The 21022-nt window shown below is 68.9% G+C and carries 19 protein-coding genes; 15 read left to right on the plus strand and 4 right to left on the minus strand.

The features are described 5' to 3' along the window. Nucleotides 1-15 precede the first annotated feature (15 nt). Nucleotides 16-1212, minus strand: a complete 1197-nt coding sequence (locus AC4D2R_RS15755; protein WP_490941056.1) for a heparan-alpha-glucosaminide N-acetyltransferase domain-containing protein — start codon at nt 1210-1212, stop codon at nt 16-18. 114 nt (nt 1213-1326) lie between these two features. On the opposite strand from AC4D2R_RS15755, the gene dapA reads away from it, so the two are divergent. The 6 genes from dapA to AC4D2R_RS15785 all read left to right on the plus strand — a co-directional run bounded on the left by dapA (nt 1327) and on the right by AC4D2R_RS15785 (nt 8553). Continuing rightward, nucleotides 1327-2274, plus strand: coding sequence for a 4-hydroxy-tetrahydrodipicolinate synthase (gene dapA, locus AC4D2R_RS15760; RefSeq protein WP_490941057.1), 948 nt, complete (start codon nt 1327-1329; stop codon nt 2272-2274). Next, nucleotides 2271-3959 carry a ribonuclease J gene (locus tag AC4D2R_RS15765; RefSeq protein ID WP_490941058.1) on the plus strand — a complete coding sequence of 563 codons (1689 nt, stop codon included), beginning with the start codon at nt 2271-2273 and terminating at the stop codon, nt 3957-3959. Before dapA ends, AC4D2R_RS15765 begins: the two co-directional genes overlap by 4 nt. Before the next feature lie 105 nt (nt 3960-4064). Next, on the plus strand, nt 4065-6899 hold the full coding sequence (locus AC4D2R_RS15770; RefSeq protein ID WP_490941059.1) for an FtsK/SpoIIIE family DNA translocase: 2835 nt from the start codon (nt 4065-4067) through the stop codon (nt 6897-6899). Between the two features lie 12 nt (nt 6900-6911). Then, nucleotides 6912-7508, plus strand: coding sequence for a CDP-diacylglycerol--glycerol-3-phosphate 3-phosphatidyltransferase (gene pgsA, locus AC4D2R_RS15775; protein ID WP_490941114.1), 597 nt, complete (start codon nt 6912-6914; stop codon nt 7506-7508). After that, complete coding sequence (locus AC4D2R_RS15780; protein ID WP_490941060.1) at nt 7505-7990, plus strand: CinA family protein; 486 nt, start codon at nt 7505-7507, stop codon at nt 7988-7990. Before pgsA ends, AC4D2R_RS15780 begins: the two co-directional genes overlap by 4 nt. A 122-nt stretch (nt 7991-8112) precedes the next feature. Continuing rightward, a complete protein-coding gene (locus AC4D2R_RS15785) occupies nt 8113-8553 on the plus strand; it encodes a helix-turn-helix domain-containing protein (protein ID WP_490941061.1) in 441 nt (146 codons plus the stop codon). A 190-nt stretch (nt 8554-8743) separates the two neighbouring features. On the opposite strand, the gene AC4D2R_RS15790 is transcribed toward AC4D2R_RS15785, so the two are convergent. Continuing rightward, nucleotides 8744-9214, minus strand: coding sequence for a MarR family winged helix-turn-helix transcriptional regulator (locus tag AC4D2R_RS15790; RefSeq protein ID WP_490903765.1), 471 nt, complete (start codon nt 9212-9214; stop codon nt 8744-8746). A 126-nt stretch (nt 9215-9340) separates the two neighbouring features. On the opposite strand from AC4D2R_RS15790, the gene AC4D2R_RS15795 reads away from it, so the two are divergent. From AC4D2R_RS15795 to dapF, 6 genes are all read left to right on the plus strand, one after another. Next, nucleotides 9341-9580 carry a DUF3046 domain-containing protein gene (locus AC4D2R_RS15795; RefSeq protein WP_490941062.1) on the plus strand — a complete coding sequence of 80 codons (240 nt, stop codon included), beginning with the start codon at nt 9341-9343 and terminating at the stop codon, nt 9578-9580. A gap of 179 nt (nt 9581-9759) precedes the next feature. Next, nucleotides 9760-10809, plus strand: coding sequence for a recombinase RecA (gene recA, locus AC4D2R_RS15800; RefSeq protein ID WP_490903763.1), 1050 nt, complete (start codon nt 9760-9762; stop codon nt 10807-10809). Nucleotides 10810-10813: 4 nt separating this feature from the next. Beyond that, nucleotides 10814-11374 carry a regulatory protein RecX gene (locus tag AC4D2R_RS15805; protein ID WP_490941063.1) on the plus strand — a complete coding sequence of 187 codons (561 nt, stop codon included), beginning with the start codon at nt 10814-10816 and terminating at the stop codon, nt 11372-11374. 96 nt (nt 11375-11470) lie between these two features. Continuing rightward, complete coding sequence (gene miaB, locus AC4D2R_RS15810; protein WP_490941064.1) at nt 11471-13015, plus strand: tRNA (N6-isopentenyl adenosine(37)-C2)-methylthiotransferase MiaB; 1545 nt, start codon at nt 11471-11473, stop codon at nt 13013-13015. A 38-nt stretch (nt 13016-13053) separates the two neighbouring features. After that, complete coding sequence (miaA, locus tag AC4D2R_RS15815; RefSeq protein ID WP_490941065.1) at nt 13054-14016, plus strand: tRNA (adenosine(37)-N6)-dimethylallyltransferase MiaA; 963 nt, start codon at nt 13054-13056, stop codon at nt 14014-14016. A 4-nt stretch (nt 14017-14020) separates the two neighbouring features. Beyond that, on the plus strand, nt 14021-14971 hold the full coding sequence (gene dapF / locus AC4D2R_RS15820) for a diaminopimelate epimerase (protein ID WP_490941066.1): 951 nt from the start codon (nt 14021-14023) through the stop codon (nt 14969-14971). Nucleotides 14972-14981: 10 nt separating this feature from the next. Here the strand turns inward: dapF and AC4D2R_RS15825 are convergent, their stop codons facing one another. After that, the gene (locus tag AC4D2R_RS15825) at nt 14982-15593 is read right to left on the minus strand and encodes a class I SAM-dependent methyltransferase (RefSeq protein WP_490941067.1); all 612 of its coding nucleotides are present in this window, start codon (nt 15591-15593) and stop codon (nt 14982-14984) included. Between the two features lie 121 nt (nt 15594-15714). On the opposite strand from AC4D2R_RS15825, the gene hflX reads away from it, so the two are divergent. Both hflX and AC4D2R_RS15835 read left to right on the plus strand, forming a co-directional pair. Then, nucleotides 15715-17295 carry a GTPase HflX gene (gene hflX, locus AC4D2R_RS15830; protein WP_490941068.1) on the plus strand — a complete coding sequence of 527 codons (1581 nt, stop codon included), beginning with the start codon at nt 15715-15717 and terminating at the stop codon, nt 17293-17295. Next, entirely contained in the window at nt 17288-19330 is a 2043-nt protein-coding gene (locus tag AC4D2R_RS15835) for an ATP-dependent DNA helicase (RefSeq protein ID WP_490941069.1), read from the plus strand. Before hflX ends, AC4D2R_RS15835 begins: the two co-directional genes overlap by 8 nt. A gap of 98 nt (nt 19331-19428) precedes the next feature. Here the strand turns inward: AC4D2R_RS15835 and lexA are convergent, their stop codons facing one another. Continuing rightward, on the minus strand, nt 19429-20148 hold the full coding sequence (gene lexA, locus AC4D2R_RS15840; RefSeq protein ID WP_490941115.1) for a transcriptional repressor LexA: 720 nt from the start codon (nt 20146-20148) through the stop codon (nt 19429-19431). 390 nt (nt 20149-20538) lie between these two features. Between lexA and AC4D2R_RS15845 the strand changes: the two genes are divergently transcribed. Then, nucleotides 20539-20925, plus strand: coding sequence for a LysM peptidoglycan-binding domain-containing protein (locus AC4D2R_RS15845; RefSeq protein ID WP_490903756.1), 387 nt, complete (start codon nt 20539-20541; stop codon nt 20923-20925). Nucleotides 20926-21022: the final 97 nt, after the last annotated feature.

The raw sequence follows: 21022 nt of genomic DNA on the forward strand, positions 1-21022 counted from the left end.
TAAGCCCGTCCCGGCTCAGGCGGCCCGGCCGGGACGGGCTGAGGGATAGGGGCCGCTGCGCACGGCCCGTGCTGCCCCGGAGGTGAGCAGCTCAAGCGGCCCGCGCGCGTTGATCCGGTGGAACAGCAGCCCAAGCGCCACGAACGCGGCGGCCTGGATCCAGAACACCAGGACCGGGTCGGGCCGCGGCGTCTGCAGATCCGTCCAGCTCATGATGCAGACATGCAGGGAATAGAGGGTGAGGGTCATCGCCCCAGCGGCCGACAACGGCAGGAGCAGGAACGGACGCCGCCGGGTGAGCAGCAGGCACAGGCCCACCGCCGCCGCCGCGGTTCCGGAGGTTCCGACGAGGTCGAAGGTGCTCCCCGAGTGCGGGGCGTTGACGGCGAGCCACCACCAGGAACCGATCTGGTCCAGCCCGCCGAACCCGACCCGGAGCATGGCCTCGAGAGGGTAACGGGCGCCCTCGGGTGTCCGCTGCAGCTCCGCCAGCCCGCCGCCGGGTCCCAGCAGCTGCGCGCTTGCCGCAGCTGCAGCGACAGCCGCGGCCACGCCGCCGATGATCAGACCCAGCTGCACCGGAAGCCGTGCCAGGTTCATCCTGCCGATGGCAAGGCCGATCAGCAGATAGCTCAGCCACTGCAGCGCCGGATAGTACCCGGTGACAAGGACGTCGGCGATGAGCGTCCGTGGCTCGAGGAAGTGTTCCCACACGGGGTTGGCGCCGAGCGAGGGCGGGGCCACCGAGCCGTGGATCGATACGCGCAGCAGGTAGGCGGCGACAGGGGAGAGGAGGAGCCAGCCGGCCGCCCAGCAGGCGAGCGCGCGCATTCCGAGCCCGACGAACGGCAGGGCGAGCAGGAAAAGCACGCCGTAGTGGAAAAGGATGATGGCGATGTTCGTCTCGAGGCCGCCGAGGACGAGGCCCACAAGGGCGATGATGACGGCGCGCACGGCAATTCCGCGCCGGTCGCCTGACAGGGTCGACCCGCGGTGCTGCGCCTTCCCCCCGGTCAGCAGGGCGAGGCCGATTCCCGCAACGACGGCGAACAGCGCCGAGGACCGGCCCGTGAACAGCAGCCCCACCCAGGAGGGTTCGGCGGTCCCGGGAAGGTAAAGGGGGAAAACGTGGGTGCTCATCATGCCAAACAGGGCAACTCCGCGGGCCGCGTCGATACCGGTCAGCCGCCGTGAGGCCTTGGAGGACACCATGACTCGATCGTCTCACAGCCCCGGCACCGCTTCATGCCCGGAAGGCACGTGGTCCGGCAGCCGTCTCGGGCGGGGCTGGGGCGTTACCGGGCGGAAGCGGGTAACGTTTTACGTATGCTTGAATCCCCGCCCCGCAGTTCCCTGTTCGGCACATTGATCACCGCGATGGTCACCCCGTTCACGGCGGAGGGGGCGGTCGACCTCGACGGCGCTGCCGCCCTTGCCTCGCGCCTCGTCGATGACGGGTGTGACGGACTTGTAGTCTCCGGCACCACCGGAGAAACCTCAACCCTCGAGGACTCCGAGAAGGAGGACCTGTTCCGGGTCGTCGCACAGGCGGTGGGCGGCCGGGCCAAGGTCATCGCCGGCACCGGAACCAACCACACCTCCCATTCGGTGGAAATGGCGCACCGGGCCGTCCGCGCCGGCGCCGACGCCCAACTGGTTGTGACCCCGTATTACAACAAGCCCACACAGGCCGGCGTCCTCGCCCACTTCGCCGCGGTCGCCGACGCCACCGAGCTGCCCATCATGGTCTATGACATTCCCGGGCGCTCGGCCATCCCCATCGCCACCGAGACGATGATCCGGCTCGGGGACCACCCGCACATCCGGGCACTCAAGGACGCGAAGGCCGACTTCGGCGAGATCACACGGGTCCTGGCGAACACCGACCTCGCCGTCTACTCCGGCGACGACGGACTGACCCTGCCCTGGATGGCCGCCGGCGCCGTGGGCGTGGTGAGCGTGAGCGCCCACGTGGCGACGGCGGCGTTCCGCGCCCTTGTCGATGCCGCAGCGGCCGGGGACTTCGCGACCGCCCGGCGCATCCACTTCGAACTCGACCCGGTCATCCGGGCCGTCATGACCCACATCCCGGGCGCCGTGTCGGCCAAGCAGATCCTCCACCTGCAGGGGGCCCTCGCCAACACCGCCGTCCGGCTTCCCCTCGTCGAGCCAACGGCAGTCGAAATGGAGCCGGTGCTCACCGACCTCGCCGAAGCCGGCTGGGACTTCAGCCGGGCACCGGCCGCCAGGCACGCCGAAAGGTCGAACGCATGAGCGAATCGGTCCTCGCCACCCTTGCTCCGCCGCCGCTCGCCCCGGGCACCCTCCGCGTCGTTCCCCTCGGGGGACTCGGGGAGATCGGCAGGAACATGACAGTGTTCGAGATCGACGGCAAGCTGCTGATCGTTGACTGCGGCGTCCTGTTTCCCGAGGAACACCAGCCGGGCGTCGACCTCATCCTCCCCGACTTCTCCTACATCGAGGACCGCCTCGACGACGTCGTCGGACTGGTGCTCACCCACGGCCACGAGGATCACATCGGCGCGGTGCCCTACCTGCTCCGGCTCAAGGCGGACATCCCGCTCATCGGCTCCCAGCTCACGCTGGCCCTGCTCGAGGCGAAGCTCCAGGAACACCGGATCCGCCCGTACACCCTCACGGTCTCCGAGGGCCAGATCGAACAGTTCGGTCCCTTCGAGTGCGAGTTCGTTGCAGTCAACCATTCGATCCCCGACGCGCTGGCCGTGTTCCTGCGCACCGAGGCCGGCAACGTGCTTCACACCGGCGACTTCAAGATGGACCAGCTGCCCCTCGACGGACGCATCACCGACCTGCGCGCGTTCTCCCGCCTCGGGGAGGAGGGCGTCGACCTGTTCCTCGTCGACTCGACGAACGCCGACGTGCCGGGGTTCACCACCGCCGAGCGCGAGATCGGCCCGGTCCTCGAGCACCTCTTCTCCAACGTGCGCAAGCGCATCATCGTCGCCTCCTTCTCCTCGCACGTCCACCGCGTCCAGCAGGTCCTCGACGCCGCCTCCGCGCACGGGCGCTTCGTCTGTTTCGCCGGGCGGTCGATGGTGCGCAATATGGCGATCGCCGCGAAGCTCGGGTACCTGAAGGTGCCCGAAGGCATCCTCGTCGACATCAAGAACGTCGACGACCTCCCCGACGACAGGGTGGTGCTGATGTCCACCGGTTCCCAGGGGGAGCCGATGGCGGCGCTGTCGCGCATGGCCAACGGCGACCACCGCATCACCGTCGGCTCCGGAGACACGGTGATCCTGGCGTCGTCGCTGATCCCGGGCAATGAGAACGCCGTCTTCCGGGTCATCAACGGCCTGCTCAAGCTCGGGGCCGACGTCGTCCACAAGGGCAACGCGAAGGTCCACGTCTCGGGCCACGCGGCTGCCGGTGAACTGCTGTATTGCTACAACATCCTCAAGCCGCGCAACGTGATGCCCGTCCACGGGGAGACACGGCACCTGATCGCCAACGGCAACCTCGCCATGCAGACCGGCGTGCCGGCCGACAACGTGTTCCTCGCCGACGACGGCTCGGTGATCGACCTCGCCGACGGCAAGGCCCGGCTCGTCGGAGCCGTCGAATGCGGCTACGTCTACGTCGACGGCTCAAGCATCGGCGAGATCACCGACGCCGACCTCAAGGACCGCCGGATCCTCGGCGAGGAGGGCTTCATCTCCATCGTCGCGGTCGTGAACCGTACGACGGGAAAGATCGTCTCGGGCCCAGACATCCACGCCCGCGGGTTCGCCGAGGACGACTCGGTCTTCGACGAAATCACCGGCAAGCTCAACGCCGCCCTCGAAGAAGCGGTGCGCAGTAACAAAGATCACACGACCTACCAGCTCCAGCAGGTGGTGCGCCGGGTGATCGGCACGTGGGTGAACCGCAGGTACCGCCGCAGGCCAATGATCATCCCGGTCGTCCTGGAGGCCTGACCGGTCTCCCGGAGCCGGTCCCGGCAGCCGTCCGGCGGCCGACGACCGGTGCTGCGCAGTGCGTGGATCCCGGTAAAGGACGGGCAAGTCCGGTACCGTAGCGGTATGGCGACTCGTACTTCCCCTGCCCCTCGGGGCCCGCAGCAGTCGCGCGGCAAGAACGCCCCTGCTGCCCGCTCAACCTCGGGCCGGGGCTCCTCCAGCGCCAAAACTCAAAGCACCAAGGTGATTCCGGTGCAGGCCGAGGAGCGGCCCCCCCTGCCCGTGCGCGCAGTGCGCGGAGCCTGGATGGGGATCGCCCGGATGACGGCCGCGGGCGTGCGGAAGTTCGGCCACGACGTTCACCCCGACCGCGAACTGCGCCGGGACGGCACCGGATTCTTCCTGCTGCTGCTCGCCGTCGCCGTCGCCGCCGTCGAGTGGTGGGCACTGAAGGGGCCTGTCGCCGACGTCATCCACGCCGTCGCCGGCGGAACCTTCGGCTGGATGGCCCTGCTCGTGCCGTTCATGCTCGGCACCGGAGCCGTGCGGCTCTTCCGCTACCCCGAAGCACCGCGGGCCAACAACCGGATCGCGATCGGCCTGCTGCTCGCGCTGTTCGCCGGATCCGGCATCGCCCACCTCGTGGGCGGCCAGCCGGACCTCGCCGCCGGGCTCGAGCAGCTCTGGCGCGCCGGGGGAGTGGTCGGCTTCCTTGTCGCCGGACCGCTCAGCGCCGTGCTCACCCCCTGGCCCGTCGGGGCGATCCTGGGCTTCGCCGTGTTCCTGAGCCTGCTCATCATCTCGGCCACACCGTTCCGCCATATCCCGGCGAGGCTCCGCTCGCTCTACGAGCACCTCATGGGCCAGGACCTCATCGACCGCGAGGCGGCCGACCGCGACGGCCACGACCAGAGCTACCTCTACGAAGCGCACGGCTCGACCGCGGCAAAGAACCCGCCGAAACGGAAAAAGCGCCTCCTGGGCAAGGACCGCGGCGAAGAGCAGGCCGCCGACGCCGACTCCGATGGCTACGTCGGCGACGAGGCGTTCGAACGCGCCCTCATCGAGGACGAGGAGCGCAAGGCCCGCGAGGCTGAGCAGCAGATCCCGGCGGGCGTGCGCCGCCCCACCCAGCAGGAACTCGCAGCCGACAAGATCAAGCGCGCCCAGGGCATCGGCGTCGCCGAGCCGGCCGAACCGGCAACCGAGGCGATCGACGTCGTCCCGGCCGCCAAGGCGCTCATCGTGCCCTCCACCCCCGTCCAGCCGCAGACCCCGCCCTCGCCGATCCCGCAGCGCACCGAGCAGCTGCAGCTGGCCGGGGATGTCGCGTACACCCTTCCGCCGTCGGACTACCTCCCGGCGGGAACCCCTCCCAAGGAGCGCTCGGAGGCCAACGATGCCGTCGTCGCCGCCCTGACGCACACCCTCGAGCAGTTCAACGTCGACGCCAAGGTCACCGGGTTCTCCCGCGGCCCGACGGTCACCCGGTACGAGATCGAACTCGCCTCCGGCACCAAGGTCGAGCGGGTCACCGCGCTGTCGAAGAACATCTCCTACGCCGTCGCGAGCTCCGATGTGCGCATCCTCTCGCCGATCCCCGGCAAGTCAGCGATCGGCATCGAGATCCCCAACACCGACCGCGAGACCGTGTCTCTGGGCGACGTCCTGCGTTCGGGCAACGCCCGCAAGACCGAACATCCGATGGTGATGGGCGTGGGCAAGGACGTCGAGGGCGGCTTCGTCGTCGCGAACCTCGCCAAGATGCCGCACCTGCTCGTCGCCGGCGCCACCGGCGCCGGCAAGTCATCGTTCGTGAACTCGATGATCACCTCGATCCTGATGCGGGCCACCCCCGACGAGGTGCGCATGGTCATGGTCGATCCAAAGCGCGTGGAGCTCACCGCCTACGAAGGCGTGCCGCACCTGATCACCCCGATCATCACCAACCCGAAGAAGGCCGCCGAGGCCCTTCAGTGGGTGGTGCGGGAGATGGACACCCGCTACGACGACCTGGCCAACTACGGGTTCAAGCACATCGACGACTTCAACAAGGCCGTCCGCAACGGCAAGGTCGTTCCCCCCGAAGGCTCCAAGCGCGTAGTGCGCCCCTACCCGTACCTGCTCGTGATCGTCGACGAGCTCGCCGACCTGATGATGGTCGCCCCGCGCGACGTCGAAGACTCGATCGTGCGCATCACCCAGCTGGCCCGTGCCGCCGGCATCCACCTCGTCCTCGCCACCCAGCGGCCCTCCGTCGACGTCGTCACCGGCCTGATCAAGGCGAACGTGCCGTCCCGCATGGCGTTCGCGACCTCCTCGGTCACCGACTCCCGCGTCGTGCTCGACCAGCCCGGCGCCGAGAAGCTGATCGGCCAGGGCGACGCCCTGTTCCTGCCCATGGGGGCCTCAAAGCCGATGCGCGTCCAGGGAGCCTGGGTGACCGAATCGGAAATCCACCGCGTCGTTGAGCACGTCAAGGGCCAGCTCGGTGCGGTGTACCGCGAGGACGTCGCCGTCGAGGCACCCAAGAAGCAGATCGACGACGACATCGGAGACGACCTCGAGGTGCTGCTGCAGGCCACCGAGCTCGTCGTGACGACCCAGTTCGGCTCAACGTCGATGCTCCAGCGCAAGCTGCGGGTCGGCTTCGCCAAGGCGGGCCGGCTCATGGACCTGCTCGAATCCCGCGGCGTCGTCGGGCCGTCCGAGGGCTCTAAGGCACGCGACGTGCTCGTCAAGCCCGACGACCTCGCGCCCGTCCTCGCGGCAATGCGCGGCGACGAGGTGGCGGCGTCGCCGTCCGCGGCCGATCCGGCGCCCCCGGCGGTCCGCGAGCCGATCGACCTGGTTGCCGACGACCTCGCGGCACGGACGCAGGCGGTCGAGTATTACGACGGCTCCGAGGGCGCCGATGATGACGAAGGCGAAGACGCCTGGAGCCTCACAGGCAGGTAGCCTTATCGCGTGATGAACACTCCAGCAAAGCACGTTCCTGTTCTGAACATCGCCAACATCCTGACCGTTGTCCGGATCCTGCTGGTGCCGTTCTTCATCTGGTTCCTCGCCGCCGACAACAGCCAGGGCGGAGCCTTCCGCTGGGCCGCGGTCGCGGTGTTCGCTGTCGCCATCTACACCGACAAGCTCGACGGAGACCTCGCACGCAGCCGCGGGCTGATCACCGATTTCGGCAAGATCGCCGATCCCATCGCCGACAAACTGCTCATCGGGTCGGCCCTGGTGATGCTCTCGATCCTCGGGGAGCTGTGGTGGTGGGTCACCATCGTGATCCTCGTGAGGGAGCTGGGCATCACGGTGCTCCGGTTCGCGGTCATCCGGTACGGCGTCATGCCGGCCTCGCGGGGAGGCAAGCTCAAGACCGTCGTGCAGACTGCAGCGATTCTGCTGTTCCTCCTTCCCTTGGCCAGCACCCTCGGGGCGTGGGCCTGGTGGCTCGCCGCGGCGGTCATGGCGGCGGCGGTCGTCATCACCGTCGTCACGGGCGTCGACTATGTGCTCCAGGCGGTGCGCCTGCGCGCGTCGGCGCGGGGCACGGCGCGCCAGTGACACCCCAGGACGTCGTCGCCGGCGCCCTGGGCGCCGGACTCACCGTTGCCACCGCGGAATCGCTCACGGCGGGATCGGTGTCCGCGGCACTGGCGGAGGTGCCGGGAGCCTCGGGCATGCTGCGCGGCGGCGTCGTCGCCTACGCCAACGAAGTCAAGCGCGATGTGCTGGGCGTCAGCGGTGCCCTCCTTGAGGAAAAGGGCTCGGTCGACGCCGCCGTTGCGGCCGGCATGGCCGAGGGGGTCCGCGCGCTGATGGGGGCCGACATCGGCGTTTCGACGACCGGTGTCGCCGGTCCCGACGCCCACGACGGACAGCCTGTGGGCACCGTTTTCGTCGCGGCCGCGACGGCCGGCGGAACCGTTGTGCGGCAGTTCAGCTTCGGGGGGGACCGGGCCGAGGTGCGGGTCCAGGCGAGGACCGCGGCGCTGGCACTGCTCGGGCAGGCGCTTCACAGGGGAACAAAAGCGCCGACACACTAGTTACCTATACAGTCAGCCTTGGTAAGGTTGACGACTCAAGCTTAACCAGCTGGGGCCAGTCATAATTACGCAACCCCAACCTTCGGGCGGGGCTGCATCTATGAGGGAGCAAGGCGATACAGATGGTAAGACAACCCGTATCCGTAAACGGCGTCGTCCGTTGGCGTGATGTGGGGTTGGCGGATGACGCACAACTCAAGCCTAAGGAGCGCAAAATGGTAGTTTTACGCCATGAGATCGGGGACGTCCTGCGCGACGTCCGCCAGCGCCAGGGCCGTACACTGCGTGAAGTGTCCCACAGTGCGAGGGTATCCCTTGGTTACCTCAGTGAAGTGGAGCGTGGCCAGAAGGAAGCGTCATCTGAACTCCTCTCATCAATCTGCAGCGCATTGGACGTACCACTGTCCTTGATGCTGCGGGAGGTCAGCGACCGACTCGCGGAGGCTGAAGGTGTTTCAGTACCCGACACAATCCCACATGAGTTCTCACGAGAGTTCGAAGACAACATCTCCGATGATCTCTCCGACGGTTTTCGCAGGGGTCTTGCAGCCACCAACCGGTAGGTTGCGCTTCCCCCTTTGAGCCGCGTAAGGCCCGCTTCGGCGGGCCTTCCGCCGTTAACGGCCCGGTTGGCCCTCCCGGACGCACGCCCGGACCCCGGTGACACGCATGCCTCGGCGGCGCCCCGATGGCCGGGCGGGTTGGTTGCCCGGCGATGGCCGGTGATGGCCGGTGCTGGCAGGTGAGACGGGCCTACCAGTTGTCCTTCGTGTAGGTGGAGTTGAGCTGCGCGATGAGGTCGCCAAGGCGGGTGAGGTCCTTGACGTCCCAGTCCTCCATCAGCTCGTGGAAGGCCTGCTTCCGGGCGGTCTGGGCCGTGACGAGCTGGTGGATACCCGCCGGGGTCAGCGAGATGGCCTGTGCCCGGCCGTCGAGGGGGTCGGCCTCCTTGTGCACGAGCCCGAGCTGCTCGAGCATGGCGATCTGCCGGCTGACCGACGGTTTGCCCACGCCGACGCTCGCTGCGATGTCGGTCAGGCGCATGGAGCCCTCCTGCTGCAGGATCACCAGCAGGCCGTAGGCCGCCGGCTCCATCTCCGGGTGAACCCGCCGGGCAACCTTGTAGGAGTTGGACCGGGCGCGGCGCCAGAGCATGCTCAGTTGGTGTTCAAGCGCCTCGATGGCTGCGTCAACGTCGGCGTCGCTGGTGGGCTCGTCTGTCATGGAGATCATTGTATGGTTCAGGCGGTGCTGAACCGCCGCGTTGCGGGTAACGGATCGGCAACCCGGCTGCAGCGCCGCAGCCGATGCGCGATGCTGGTAGGAGCAGGCCGACGGAAGGAACGGAAAATGCGGCTCAGTGACTTTTGGCGGTTGATGGACGATGAGTTCGGGGCGAAGTATTCGCGGAGCCTTGCGAACGACCTGGTGATCGACGGCCTGGGGGACCGGACGGCGATGGAGGCCCTGCGGGCCGGAACCGATCCGCGGCAGGTCTGGGAGGCGTTGTGCGACGTGCAGGACGTACCCCGGGAACGGCGGCTCGGACGCGATGTGAAGCCGCGCGAGCGGCGCGCCAGGGTCGACTGACGCGGAACACGCCGCCGGAAATTATTCGAATACCTGTTCGGATGGAGCTAGAATGGTAAGGAGCGGGCGGCGCCCCTTTCCACATACGCCGGACGCTTCCCCAAATTGTCAGAGCCGGCCGGTACGGTCGATATGAACACGCAAACAGGCCCCAGGGCCATGATCAACCGAGGTGAATAATGGCCGCACCAGCCGACCGTGAGAAAGCTCTCGAAGCTGCTCTCGCCCAGATTGACAAGCAGTATGGCAAGGGCTCGGTCATGCGTCTGGGTGATGAGACCAGGGCTCCGATCGAAACCATCTCCACCAGCTCGATCGCCCTTGACGCCGCCCTTGGGATTGGAGGACTGCCGCGTGGCCGCGTCGTCGAGATTTACGGACCGGAGTCCTCCGGTAAGACGACCGTCGCCCTTCACGCCGTGGCAAGCGCCCAGCGCAACGGCGGAATCGCGGCCTTCATCGATGCGGAGCACGCCCTCGACCCCGAGTACGCGAAGAAGCTTGGCGTCGACACCGATGCCCTCCTTGTGTCGCAGCCCGACACCGGTGAGCAGGCCCTCGAGATCATGGACATGCTGATCGGTTCGGGCTCCATCGACATCGTTGTCATCGACTCCGTTGCAGCGCTGGTTCCCCGGGCCGAAATCGAAGGCGAAATGGGCGACAGCCACGTTGGCCTGCAGGCCCGGCTGATGAGCCAGGCGCTCCGTAAGATCACCGGCCGGCTCAGCCAGACCAAGACCACCGCCATCTTCATCAACCAGCTCCGCGAAAAGATCGGCGTTTTCTTCGGCAGTCCCGAGACAACGACCGGTGGCAAGGCGCTGAAGTTCTATGCTTCCGTCCGTATCGACGTCCGCCGGATCGAAACCCTCAAAGAGGGCGTCAACCCGGTCGGCAACCGCACCCGGGCCAAGATCGTCAAGAACAAGATGGCTCCGCCCTTCAAGCAGGCCGAGTTCGACATCCTCTACGGCCACGGGATCTCCCGCGAGGGCGGGCTGATCGACGTCGGCGTGGAAAACGGCCTCGTCAAGAAGTCGGGAGCCTGGTTCACCTACGACGGCGACCAGTTGGGCCAGGGCAAGGAAAACGCGAGGAAGTTCCTGATCGACAACCCCGACCTGGCCGACGAGCTCGAGCAGAAGATCCGCACGAAGCTCGGCATCGGGGTCCAGCCCGAGGAAGTCCAGGACGGGCCCAAGCTGAAGGCCGTCGGAGGGGAATAGCCTCATGGCCCGACGGCAGCCGGGCGGGGACGGCGGGGCGCCGGACGACCCGTACGCCCTCGCCCGGTCGATCGTGCTGCGGCAGCTCGCCATGGCGCCGAAGAGCCGGCACCAGCTCGCGGAGAAACTCGCGCAGCGCGATGTGCCGCCGGACGTCGCCGCGGCGGTCCTCGACCGCTTCGAAGAGGTCCAGCTCATCGACGACGCGGAATTCGCCCAGATGTGGGTCCGCAGCCGCGCGGGCACCCGCTCGCTGGCCCGGTCGGTGCTCAAGCGGGAGCTCGCCGACAAGGGGGTTGGCGGCGAGCTTGCCGAAGCGGCCCTGGCCCAGGTGAGCGACGACGACGAGCGCGCCGCCGCCCGCCGGCTCATCCGGCGGAAGGTGCGCACCGGCGCCGACCTGTCGGACCGGCTGGTGCGCGACAAGGAGATCCGGCGCCTCGTCGGGATGCTCGCCCGGAAGGGCTACAACCCCGGCATGGCGTTTTCCCTCGTCAAGGACGCCCTCGACGACCCCGACGGCGGCGACGCCGAGAGCGGCGATTCCGGCCTGTTCGGCATGTAGGCCATTGCCGCCGCCCCACGCCCGCGCCCGTCACCGTCGGGCCGAAGCCGGCGCCGGGATTGTTGCCCGGCGCGGCGGCAGCCTTACGCTTAACCGGTGAGTATCACTGCCCCCGCGCCGCTGCCTGAGCTGTCCTCGTCCGCCCTGCCACGCCAGGGCGCCCCCGGCCCCCAGCGCACCTACGAGGTGCGCACCTTCGGATGCCAGATGAACGTCCACGACTCCGAACGGATCTCCGGGCTGCTCGAAGACGCGGGCTATGTTGCCGCCCAGGGCGAGCAGGCCGACGTCGTGGTTTTCAACACCTGCGCGGTGCGCGAGAATGCCGACAACAAGCTTTACGGAAACCTCGGAATGCTCGCCCCGGTCAAGGAATCCCGGCCGGGCATGCAGATCGCCGTCGGCGGCTGCCTCGCACAAAAGGACCGCGAGACCATCCTGCGCAAGGCCCCCTGGGTCGACGCCGTGTTCGGCACCCACAACATCGGCGCGCTGCCGGCGCTGCTCGAACGCGCCCGGCACAACGACGAAGCTCAGCTCGAGATCCTCGAATCCCTCGACGTCTTCCCCTCCACGCTGCCCACCAAACGCGACTCCGTCTACGCCGGGTGGGTTTCGATTTCCGTCGGCTGCAACAACACCTGCACGTTCTGCATCGTGCCGTCCCTGCGCGGCAAGGAACGCGACCGCCGGCCCGGGGAGATCCTCGCCGAGGTCGAGGCGCTCGTCGCCGATGGGGCGATCGAGGTCACCCTGCTGGGACAGAACGTCAACTCGTACGGTGTCGAGTTCGGCGACCGCGGCGCCTTCGCCAAGCTGCTGCGCGCCTGCGGAAGCATCGAAGGCCTCGAACGGGTGCGCTTCACCAGTCCGCATCCGGCCGCGTTCACCGACGACGTCATCGACGCGATGGCCGAAACCCCGAACGTGATGCCCCAGCTTCACATGCCCCTGCAGTCAGGGTCCGACCGCGTGCTCAAGGCGATGCGCCGCTCGTACCGCTCCGCGAAGTTCCTCGGCATCCTCGACCGGGTACGCGAGAAGATGCCCACGGCGGCCATCTCCACCGACATCATCGTCGGCTTCCCCGGTGAAACCGAGGAGGACTTCCAGGCCACGCTCGACGTCGTCGAAAAGGCGCGTTTCGCCACAGCGTTCACCTTCCAGTACTCCCGGCGCCCGGGCACGCCCGCGGCGGACCTGCCCGACCAGCTGCCCAAGCACGTGGTCCAGGAGCGCTACGAGCGCCTCACCGCCCTGCAGGACCGCATCGCCGAGGAGGAGAACGCCCGCCAGGTCGGACGCCGCGTCGAGGTGATGGTCACCGCCCACGCAGGGCGCAAGGGCGGCGAAACTCACCGCCTCACCGGGCGCGCCCAGGACCAGCGGCTCGTGCACTTCACCGTCCCCGAGGGCGGCGAGGTGCCGCGGCCCGGCGACCTGGTGACCGTGACGGTGACCCGCGCCGCGCCCTTCCACCTCCTGGCCGACCCCTCCGCCGCCGAATACTCGGTGCGCCGCTCACGGGCCGGCGACGCCTGGGACCGCGCCCAGGCATCCTCCTGCGGCGTGCCGGTCCAGGGCGCGGCCGGGAAGTCCTCAGGGGTGTCGCTGGGTATGCCCTCGATCCCGGTCCGCTGAGCCAGGTGACACCCGGCGGCAGGGCGCCGGAGCCCGCCGTGGCGGCTGACCGGGATGCGGCGGACTGCACCGCGCTGACGGCGCCGCCCCGCGCGGCTCCCGTGGTCGCCGTCGTCGGCCCCACCGGCTCGGGCAAATCCGACCTTGCCATCGCCCTCGCGCTGGAACTGGACGGCGAGGTGGTCAATGCCGACGCCCTCCAGTTCTACCGGGGAATGGACATCGGAACCGCGAAGGTGCCCGTCGCGGAACGCCGCGGGGTGCAGCACCACCTCCTCGACGTCCTCGATGTCCGCGACGAGGCGAGCGTCGCCGACTACCAGCACGACGCCCGGCAGGCAATCGACGGGATCCGCGGCCGCGGCCGGATCCCCATCCTCGTCGGCGGGTCCGGCCTCTACGTGAGGGCCGCCCTCGACCGCCTCGAATTCCCGGGCACGAGCCCCCCGGTGCGCGAGCGCCTTGAGCGGGAGCTCGCCCGCGACGGCGCCCCGGCCCTTCGGTCCAGGCTCGCCGCGGCGGACCCGGAGTCGGCCGCGCGCATCGCCGACGACCGCCGGCTGATCCGCGCACTGGAAGTCCTTGAGGTGACAGGGCGCCCCTTCAGCTCCTTCATGCCCAACCGGGAGTACCACCAGCCGGCCGTGCAGGTGGGCCTTGCCGTCGACCGCGCTGAGCTGCGGGAGCGGCTGGGCGAACGGGTCCACGCCATGGTCCGCGCCGGGCTGCTGGAGGAGGTGCGCACCCTTTCGGAGCGGGGGCTCCGGGAGGGCCGCACCGCCTCGCGCGCACTCGGATACGGGCAGTTTCTGCAGGTTCTCGACGGCGCCCTCAGCGAAACCGAGGCGGTCGAAGACACGATCAACGCCACCCGGAAATTCGCGCGCCGCCAGCTCACCTGGTTCCGCGGCGACCCCCGCGTGCAGTGGCTCGACTGGCGGGCCCCGGACCTGCTTGAACGGGCCCTGGACGCCGTCCGGGGCGCCGGCGCCCTATCCTAGAAGGATGAGTACCCCAGTGGAAGAACGCAAGGCGGGCCCGCGCCGGACGCTGGCGGGGGCGTCATTCATGAAGGGCCACGGCACGGGGAACGACTTCGTGCTGCTGTTCGACCCCGAGGGCGCGCTCGAGCTGGCCGGGGAGTCGGTGGCCGCCGTGTGCGACCGCCACCGCGGGGTGGGCGCCGACGGGCTGATCCGGGCGATCCGCTCCGACCGGCTCCCGGAGGGCCGGGCGCTCCTGACAGCCGCGCCCGAGGCCGAGTGGTTCATGGACTACCGCAACGCCGACGGCTCCGTCTCCGAGATGTGCGGCAACGGCGTCCGGGTGTTCGTCCACTTCCTGATCCACCAGGGCGCGGTCAGCCTCGAGGACGGGGCTACTCTCTCCGTCGGCACCCGGGCCGGGGTCAAGGTCGTCTCGCGGTCAGGCAACGGGTACTCGGTGGACATGGGCCCGTGGGCGTTCGCCAACCCCGACCAGGCGGCCGCCCGGGCCACAGACGCCCTCGTCGAGACGGACGGCCTCGGCGTGCCGCGGCCCGCCCTGTCGATCAGCATGGGGAACCCGCACACGGTCGTCGCGCTGGCCGGCCTCGACGAACTCGCCGCCGCCAACCTGGCTCAGGCCCCCGCCGTCCGGCCGGTGCCTCCGGCCGGAACCAATGTCGAATTCGTCGTGCCTCTCGAACCGCTTGTCGAGGACGGCGTGGGGCGCGTAACGATGCGCGTCCACGAGCGCGGAGTGGGGGAGACGCAGTCCTGCGGAACCGGCGCCTGCGCCGCAGCTGCCGCGACGCGCTTTTGGGCCGGGGAGGCCTCGCCAACGCACTGGAGCGTGAGGGTGCCCGGCGGCGAGGTCGGCGTCGTCTTCTCGGTCGGTGCCGACGGCCGCGAGCACGTCCAGCTCAGCGGGCCCGCCGTGCTCGTGGCGCAGGGGACCCTCCTCGACGCCTGACGCGCCTGAATCAGCGCCCCGGCCGGTGGACGTTGAGGATCCGGAAGGACTTCGAGGTGTCGGCCCGCCGGACGGTGAACCCCTCGGGCAGGGATTCGGCGAGCCACCGCTGCAGGGAATCGGCGCCGAGGTTCTTCTGGACCACCAGCCACGCATCGCCGTCCGGAGCGAGCCGTGGCAGCCAGCGCAGCAACAGGGCATGCAGCTCGGGTTTGCCAATGCGGATCGGCGGGTTTGACCAGATGGTGTCGAACTCCAGGCCGGCGTCGACGTCGTCGGGGGCCGACGCATGCACGTTGCCGAGCCCGAGTCGGGCGGCGTTTTCCCGGGTGAGCGCGATGGCCCGCTCATTGACGTCGACGGCGTAGACCTGCGCCTCGGGAGCCCGCAGTGCGAGGGTCAACGCCAGCGGGCCCCACCCGCAGCCGACATCAAGCAGCCTCGACCCGCCGGGAGCGGGCACTGAACCCAACAGGATCGCCGTGCCCTTGTCGATGCCGTCGGGGCTGAACAGCCCCTTCGAGGTCACGAGGTCGCGGCGCTCCCCGTTGAGGACCACCGACAACGGGCGCCGGATGTCCGGCCCGCCTGGCGTGGCGCTGAAATAGTGCTGGGATTCCATAACCTCCAAGCCTAGTGCCCGCCGGTTGCGCCCCGGACGGGCACGTTCCGCGCTGAGTGAATTTACTGCACGGCCCGCGCACCTGCTACTACCATTGAGTAACACCATTACAAGGGAGACTATGACCACGAATCACGGAGGATCCGCCGGAGCCGACATGGGCCCCGAAGAGATCCAAGCCGTCATTGACCGCATTCTCGCTCACGACGAGGCGGTCGTCTCTAAATCGGCAGCTGCGCTGAAGCAGCCCGACCCGGAATCCGGTGCAACAACCTGGCGCTCCCGGGCCCAGGCGCTCTCGGGGGAAGCGGCGGAATACTCAAGCTTCGACGGCGACCAGCAGGACCTCGCCGAACGGCACGCCCTACGGCGCGTCGCCGGTCTCTCCACCGAACTCGAAGACGTCACCGAGGTCGAATACCGGCAGCTGCGCCTTGAGCGTGTGGTTCTTGCCGGGCTGTGGAGTGACGGCACCGCCCAGGACGCCGAGAACTCGCTCCAGGAGCTCGCTGCCCTTGCGGAGACCGCAGGATCCGAAGTGCTCGACGGCATCGTCCAGCGGCGCCTCAAGCCCGACCCCGGAACCTTCCTCGGGTCCGGAAAGGCCCAGGAGCTCAAGGGGATCGTCGCGGCCACCGGCGCCGACACCGTCATCGTCGACAGCGAACTGTCGCCCTCGCAGCGCCGCGGCCTCGAAGACATCGTCAAGGTCAAGGTCATCGACCGCACCGCCCTGATCCTCGACATCTTCGCCCAGCACGCCAAGTCGCGCGAAGGCAAGGCCCAGGTGGAACTGGCCCAGCTCGAATACCTGCTGCCGCGCCTGCGCGGCTGGGGCGAGTCAATGTCCCGTCAGGCCGGCGGCCAGGTTGGAAGCGCCGGCGCGGGTATGGGATCCCGCGGCCCCGGTGAGACGAAGATCGAACTCGACCGGCGGAAGATCCGCACCCGGATGGCGAAGCTGCGTCGTGAGATCGCCGGAATGAAGCCTGCGCGGGAGACCAAGCGGTCGAACCGGCGGCGCAACCAGGTGCCCTCGGTCGCCATCGCCGGGTACACCAACGCGGGCAAGTCCTCGCTGCTGAACCGGCTCACCGACGCCGGCGTGCTCGTCGAGAACGCGCTGTTCGCAACCCTTGACCCGACGGTGCGCAAGGCGGAGACCCCCGACGGCATCGGCTACACGCTCGCCGACACGGTCGGCTTCGTCAGGTCGCTTCCCACGCAGCTCATTGAGGCCTTCCGCTCGACGCTCGAGGAGGTCGCCGACTCCGACGTGATCCTCCACGTCGTCGACGCGTCCCACCCCGATCCGGAAGGGCAGATCGCGGCGGTGCGGGCCGTGCTGGCCGACGTCGAGGCACGCAACATCCCCGAGATCGTGGTCCTCAACAAGGCCGACGCGGCGGATCCGTTCGTCGTCGAGCGACTGCGCCAGCGGGAGCCGCGCAACGTCGTCGTCTCGGCCCGCACGGGCGAGGGCATCGATGAGCTCAAGGCACTGATCTCTTCGGCCATCCCGCGGCCGGGCGTGAAGCTCGAGCTGCTGGTTCCGTATGAGCACGGTGAGATCATCAGCAGGCTCCACGAGGAGGATGCCGAGATCCTCACCCTCGACCATGGGGAAGAGGGAACCCGCCTCGAGGTGATGGTGAAGGAAGGCCTGGCTGCGGAACTGGAGCCGTACCTGCGGCATGAGTGACGCGCGGGGGCCCTTGGCACTGCAGCTGCTCGATGCCGCCGTTGCGGCAATGGGTGGAGAGAACCGGGCAGGGCAGCACGAAATGGCACGCCGGGTCACCGACGCCATCGACACCGGCGACCATCTGCTCGTCCAGGCCGGAACCGGCACCGGAAAGTCCCTCGCGTATCTGCTTCCCCTGATCGCCCATGCCCTCGACAGCGAAAAACCCTCGGTGGTCTCCACCGCTACCCTCGCCCTTCAGGGGCAGATCGTCGGGCGCGACCTGCCCCGCCTGCTGAAGGCGGTCGGGCCCTCCCTGCCGCGCCCCGTGGATGTGGCGCTGCTGAAGGGCCGGGCGAACTATGTGTGCAAGCACAAGCTCGGGGGAGGGTTCCCGGAGGAGGACGCCCGCGACACCCTCTTCTCGCTCGGCGAGGACACCGCGGCTCCGCATCCGGCACCCGGTGCCGCACCCGGAGGCCCCGCCAGCGCTCTCGGGCGCGAAGTGGTGCGGCTGCGCGAGTGGGCCGAGGACACAGCGACCGGAGACCGCGACGAGCTGGTGCCCGGGGTGAGCGACCGCGCCTGGCGGCAGGTCTCTGTCAGCAGCATGGAATGCCTCGGCGCGCAGAAGTGCCCTATGGCCGCCGAGTGCTTCAGCGAGAAGGCACGGGAGAAGGCGGCATCGGCCGACATCGTCATCACCAACCATGCTCTACTTGCCATCAGCGCCTTCGAGGGCATCGCCGTGCTGCCCGACTACGACGTCGTGGTGATCGACGAGGCACACGAACTGTATGACAGGGTGACCGGCGCGGTCTCCGGTGCACTGTCCGCGTCGATGGTCAGTGCCGCCGCCACGGCGGCCCGGCGCCACGCCTCGATCCGCACCGACCCGCTCGACTCCGCCGGGCGCGCCCTCGAAGCCGCGACGGCGGGCCTGCAGTCAGGGCTGATGCCGGGCCCCCTGTCCGAGGAACTCGAGCAGGTGCTTGAACAGGTGCGTGAAGCCTCGCGCGCGGCGATGTCGGACATCAAGCCCGACGGGAAGTCCGAGGCCGCCGACGCCGACGGCGGCAGGCAGCTCGCCCGATCGCGGCTGCTGGTCGTCTTCGAACTCTCGGAACGGCTCCTCGGGGCGGCAGCAGCGAACGAGGTCGTCTGGGCCTCGCGGCCCAGCACCTTCACCCCCGGCGCGGGGTACGCGCAGGTTGACGAAAGCGCCCCCGCAACGCTCAACGTGGCTCCGCTGTCGGTTGCGGCACGGCTGCGCGAGGGGCTCTTTGCCGACCATACGGTCGTCCTCACCTCGGCCACCCTTGCGATCGGCTCCGAATTCGGCCCGGTGGCGGGATCGCTGGGCCTCACCGGGACAGGCGCCCCTTCCTGGACGGGCGTGGACGTCGGCAGCCCGTTCGACTACCCCCGGCAGGGCGTGCTCTACGTTGCCAAGGACCTCCCAAAACCCGAACGCGGCACCTCGGAGGCCCAGCTCGAGGAGCTCGCGGCCCTGCTGAAAGCCTCAAACGGCGGAGCGCTCGGGCTGTTCTCCTCAAGGCGTGCCGCCGAGGAGGCCGCCGAGGCGCTGCGCCCCCGCTTTGGGTTCGAAATCCTGTGCCAGGGGGAGTCCTCCCTGTCATCGCTGGTGAAGCAGTTCTCCGAGGAACCGGACACCTGCCTGTTCGGGACGATGTCGCTGTGGCAGGGCGTGGACGTGCCCGGCTCGTCCTGCCGGCTCGTGGTGATCGACCGCATCCCGTTCCCACGGCCTGATGATCCACTGATGACGGCACGCACGCGGGCCGTCGCGCGGGCGGGGGGCAACGGGTTCATGAGCGTGTCGGCCACCCACGCCGCTGTGCGCCTGGCGCAGGGCGCGGGACGGCTGATCCGCGCCAGCGGAGACCGGGGCGTTGTCGCTGTCCTCGATTCGCGGCTGGCCAATGCGCGGTACGGGTCGTTCCTCAGGGCGGCAATGCCACCCTTCTGGTCGACCACCGACCGGCCCACGGCGCTGGGAATCCTCGAAAGGCTTTCGGCCGGAGTGCGCTGAGCCCGGCGGGCGGGACTCTCAATGTCCGTCCCGCCAGGCCGGCCGGGCCGCCTCGCCCGGCCGGTCAGGCAGAGTGCCTTGGCGCCCCCGCGTCCGGCCTAGAGGGCGCGCATCACCGAAACGACCTTGCCCATGATGCTTGCGTGGTCGCCAAGGATCGGTTCGTACCGGGTGTTCTGGGGGAGCAGCCAGGTGTGCCCGTCGCGCTGGCGGAAGGTCTTCACCGTCGCCTCATCGTCGAGCAGCGCCGCAACAATGTCGCCGTTCTGGGCGCTCTGCTGCTGGCGGACCACAACCCAGTCACCGTCGCAGATTGCGGCGTCGATCATCGAGTCCCCGGAAACCCTGAGCATGAACAGCTCTCCGTGCCCCACAAGCTGGCGCGGCAGCGGCATGACGTCCTCGACCACCTGGTCCGCCAGGATCGGACCGCCCGCGGCGATCCGCCCCACCAGCGGCACGAGGGCCGTGTCGACGGCCGCCGGGAACTCCAGCGTGCGCAGGCCCTGCTCCGCGGCCCCCGGCTGCCCTGCCGCAGCCGCGGGCCGGTCGCCCAGGGTCAGCGGAAGGAGCACCTCCATGGCGCGCGGGCGCTTCGGGTCGCGCCGCAGATAACCGAGCCGCTCCAACTGGGAAAGCTGGTGGGTGACGCTCGAAAGGCTGGCGAGCCCCACGGTGTCACCAATTTCGCGCATTGACGGCGGATACCCGTTCGCGGCGATCGACCGCTGGATCGTCTCGAGGATCTTCATCTGCCGCGGGCTCAGCCCCTTGGGCACCGTGCGTCCACGCGGCCTGCCGCGCAGCGGTGTGGCCACCGGGTCGGCGACCGGGCCGGCTGCCTCCGCCGACGCTCCGGCCTGCGGCGCGCCCGGCGCCCCGCTCCCTGCCGTGCTCTGCTGTGCCACTGGCCTGTCCTTCCGTGTCCTGCCCTGCCCCGGCCGGCCCGCATGGACCTGTTTTGTCGGTGGCGTCTGGTCTTGTGGGTTGTGGCGGAAACAGGGCCCGGTCCACCCACTTCCGATTCCTGCTCCGCCTGACCTCAACGCTAGGCCAGTACCACCGTGTTTTCAAACATATATTCGAGCGAGTCTCGACAAAGTTCGATAACAAGTGCTAAGAATAACCAGTACGGAAATAGAAGACTTGTTCTAATTAAAGCTCGGCACAGGTTGGATGTATTCGAAACTCCAGAAGAGGTGCACGTCATGACCGCAACAACAGTCCCACTCGCCGGAACGGCCGCTCGACGGCCCGCAGCCAGAAGCGGGGCGGCCCAACTGAACAGCCCCCTGCGGCTCACGCGCCGGGGCCGGCTGCTGCTCATCGGTGCGCCCGTGGTGCTTGTCGTTGCGGCCCTCGTGTTCCTCGCCGCGGCCCTCACAGCCCCGGCTAAAGCCGAAACGACCGCCGGAGCACTGACCGAGACAGTCAGCGTCAACGTCGCCCCCGGTGAAACCCTCTGGTCACTGGCCGCCGAATTCGCCCCCGAGCGCGACCCCCGCGACGTGGTTTCGGACATCGTCGAGCTGAACAACCTCGGATCCTCGGTTGTCCAGGCTGGCCAGGCGGTCGCGGTGCCCGTCGCCCGGTGACCCTGCCGGCCCGATCCACCCCGCTCGAATTCAGCCTGTCCGATTCAGCCGTCCGCGATCCCACGGTTTCCGATTGCCGCGGCGGCCGGGCCGTCCC

The organism is Arthrobacter sp. TJ-217 (assembly GCF_058269255.1).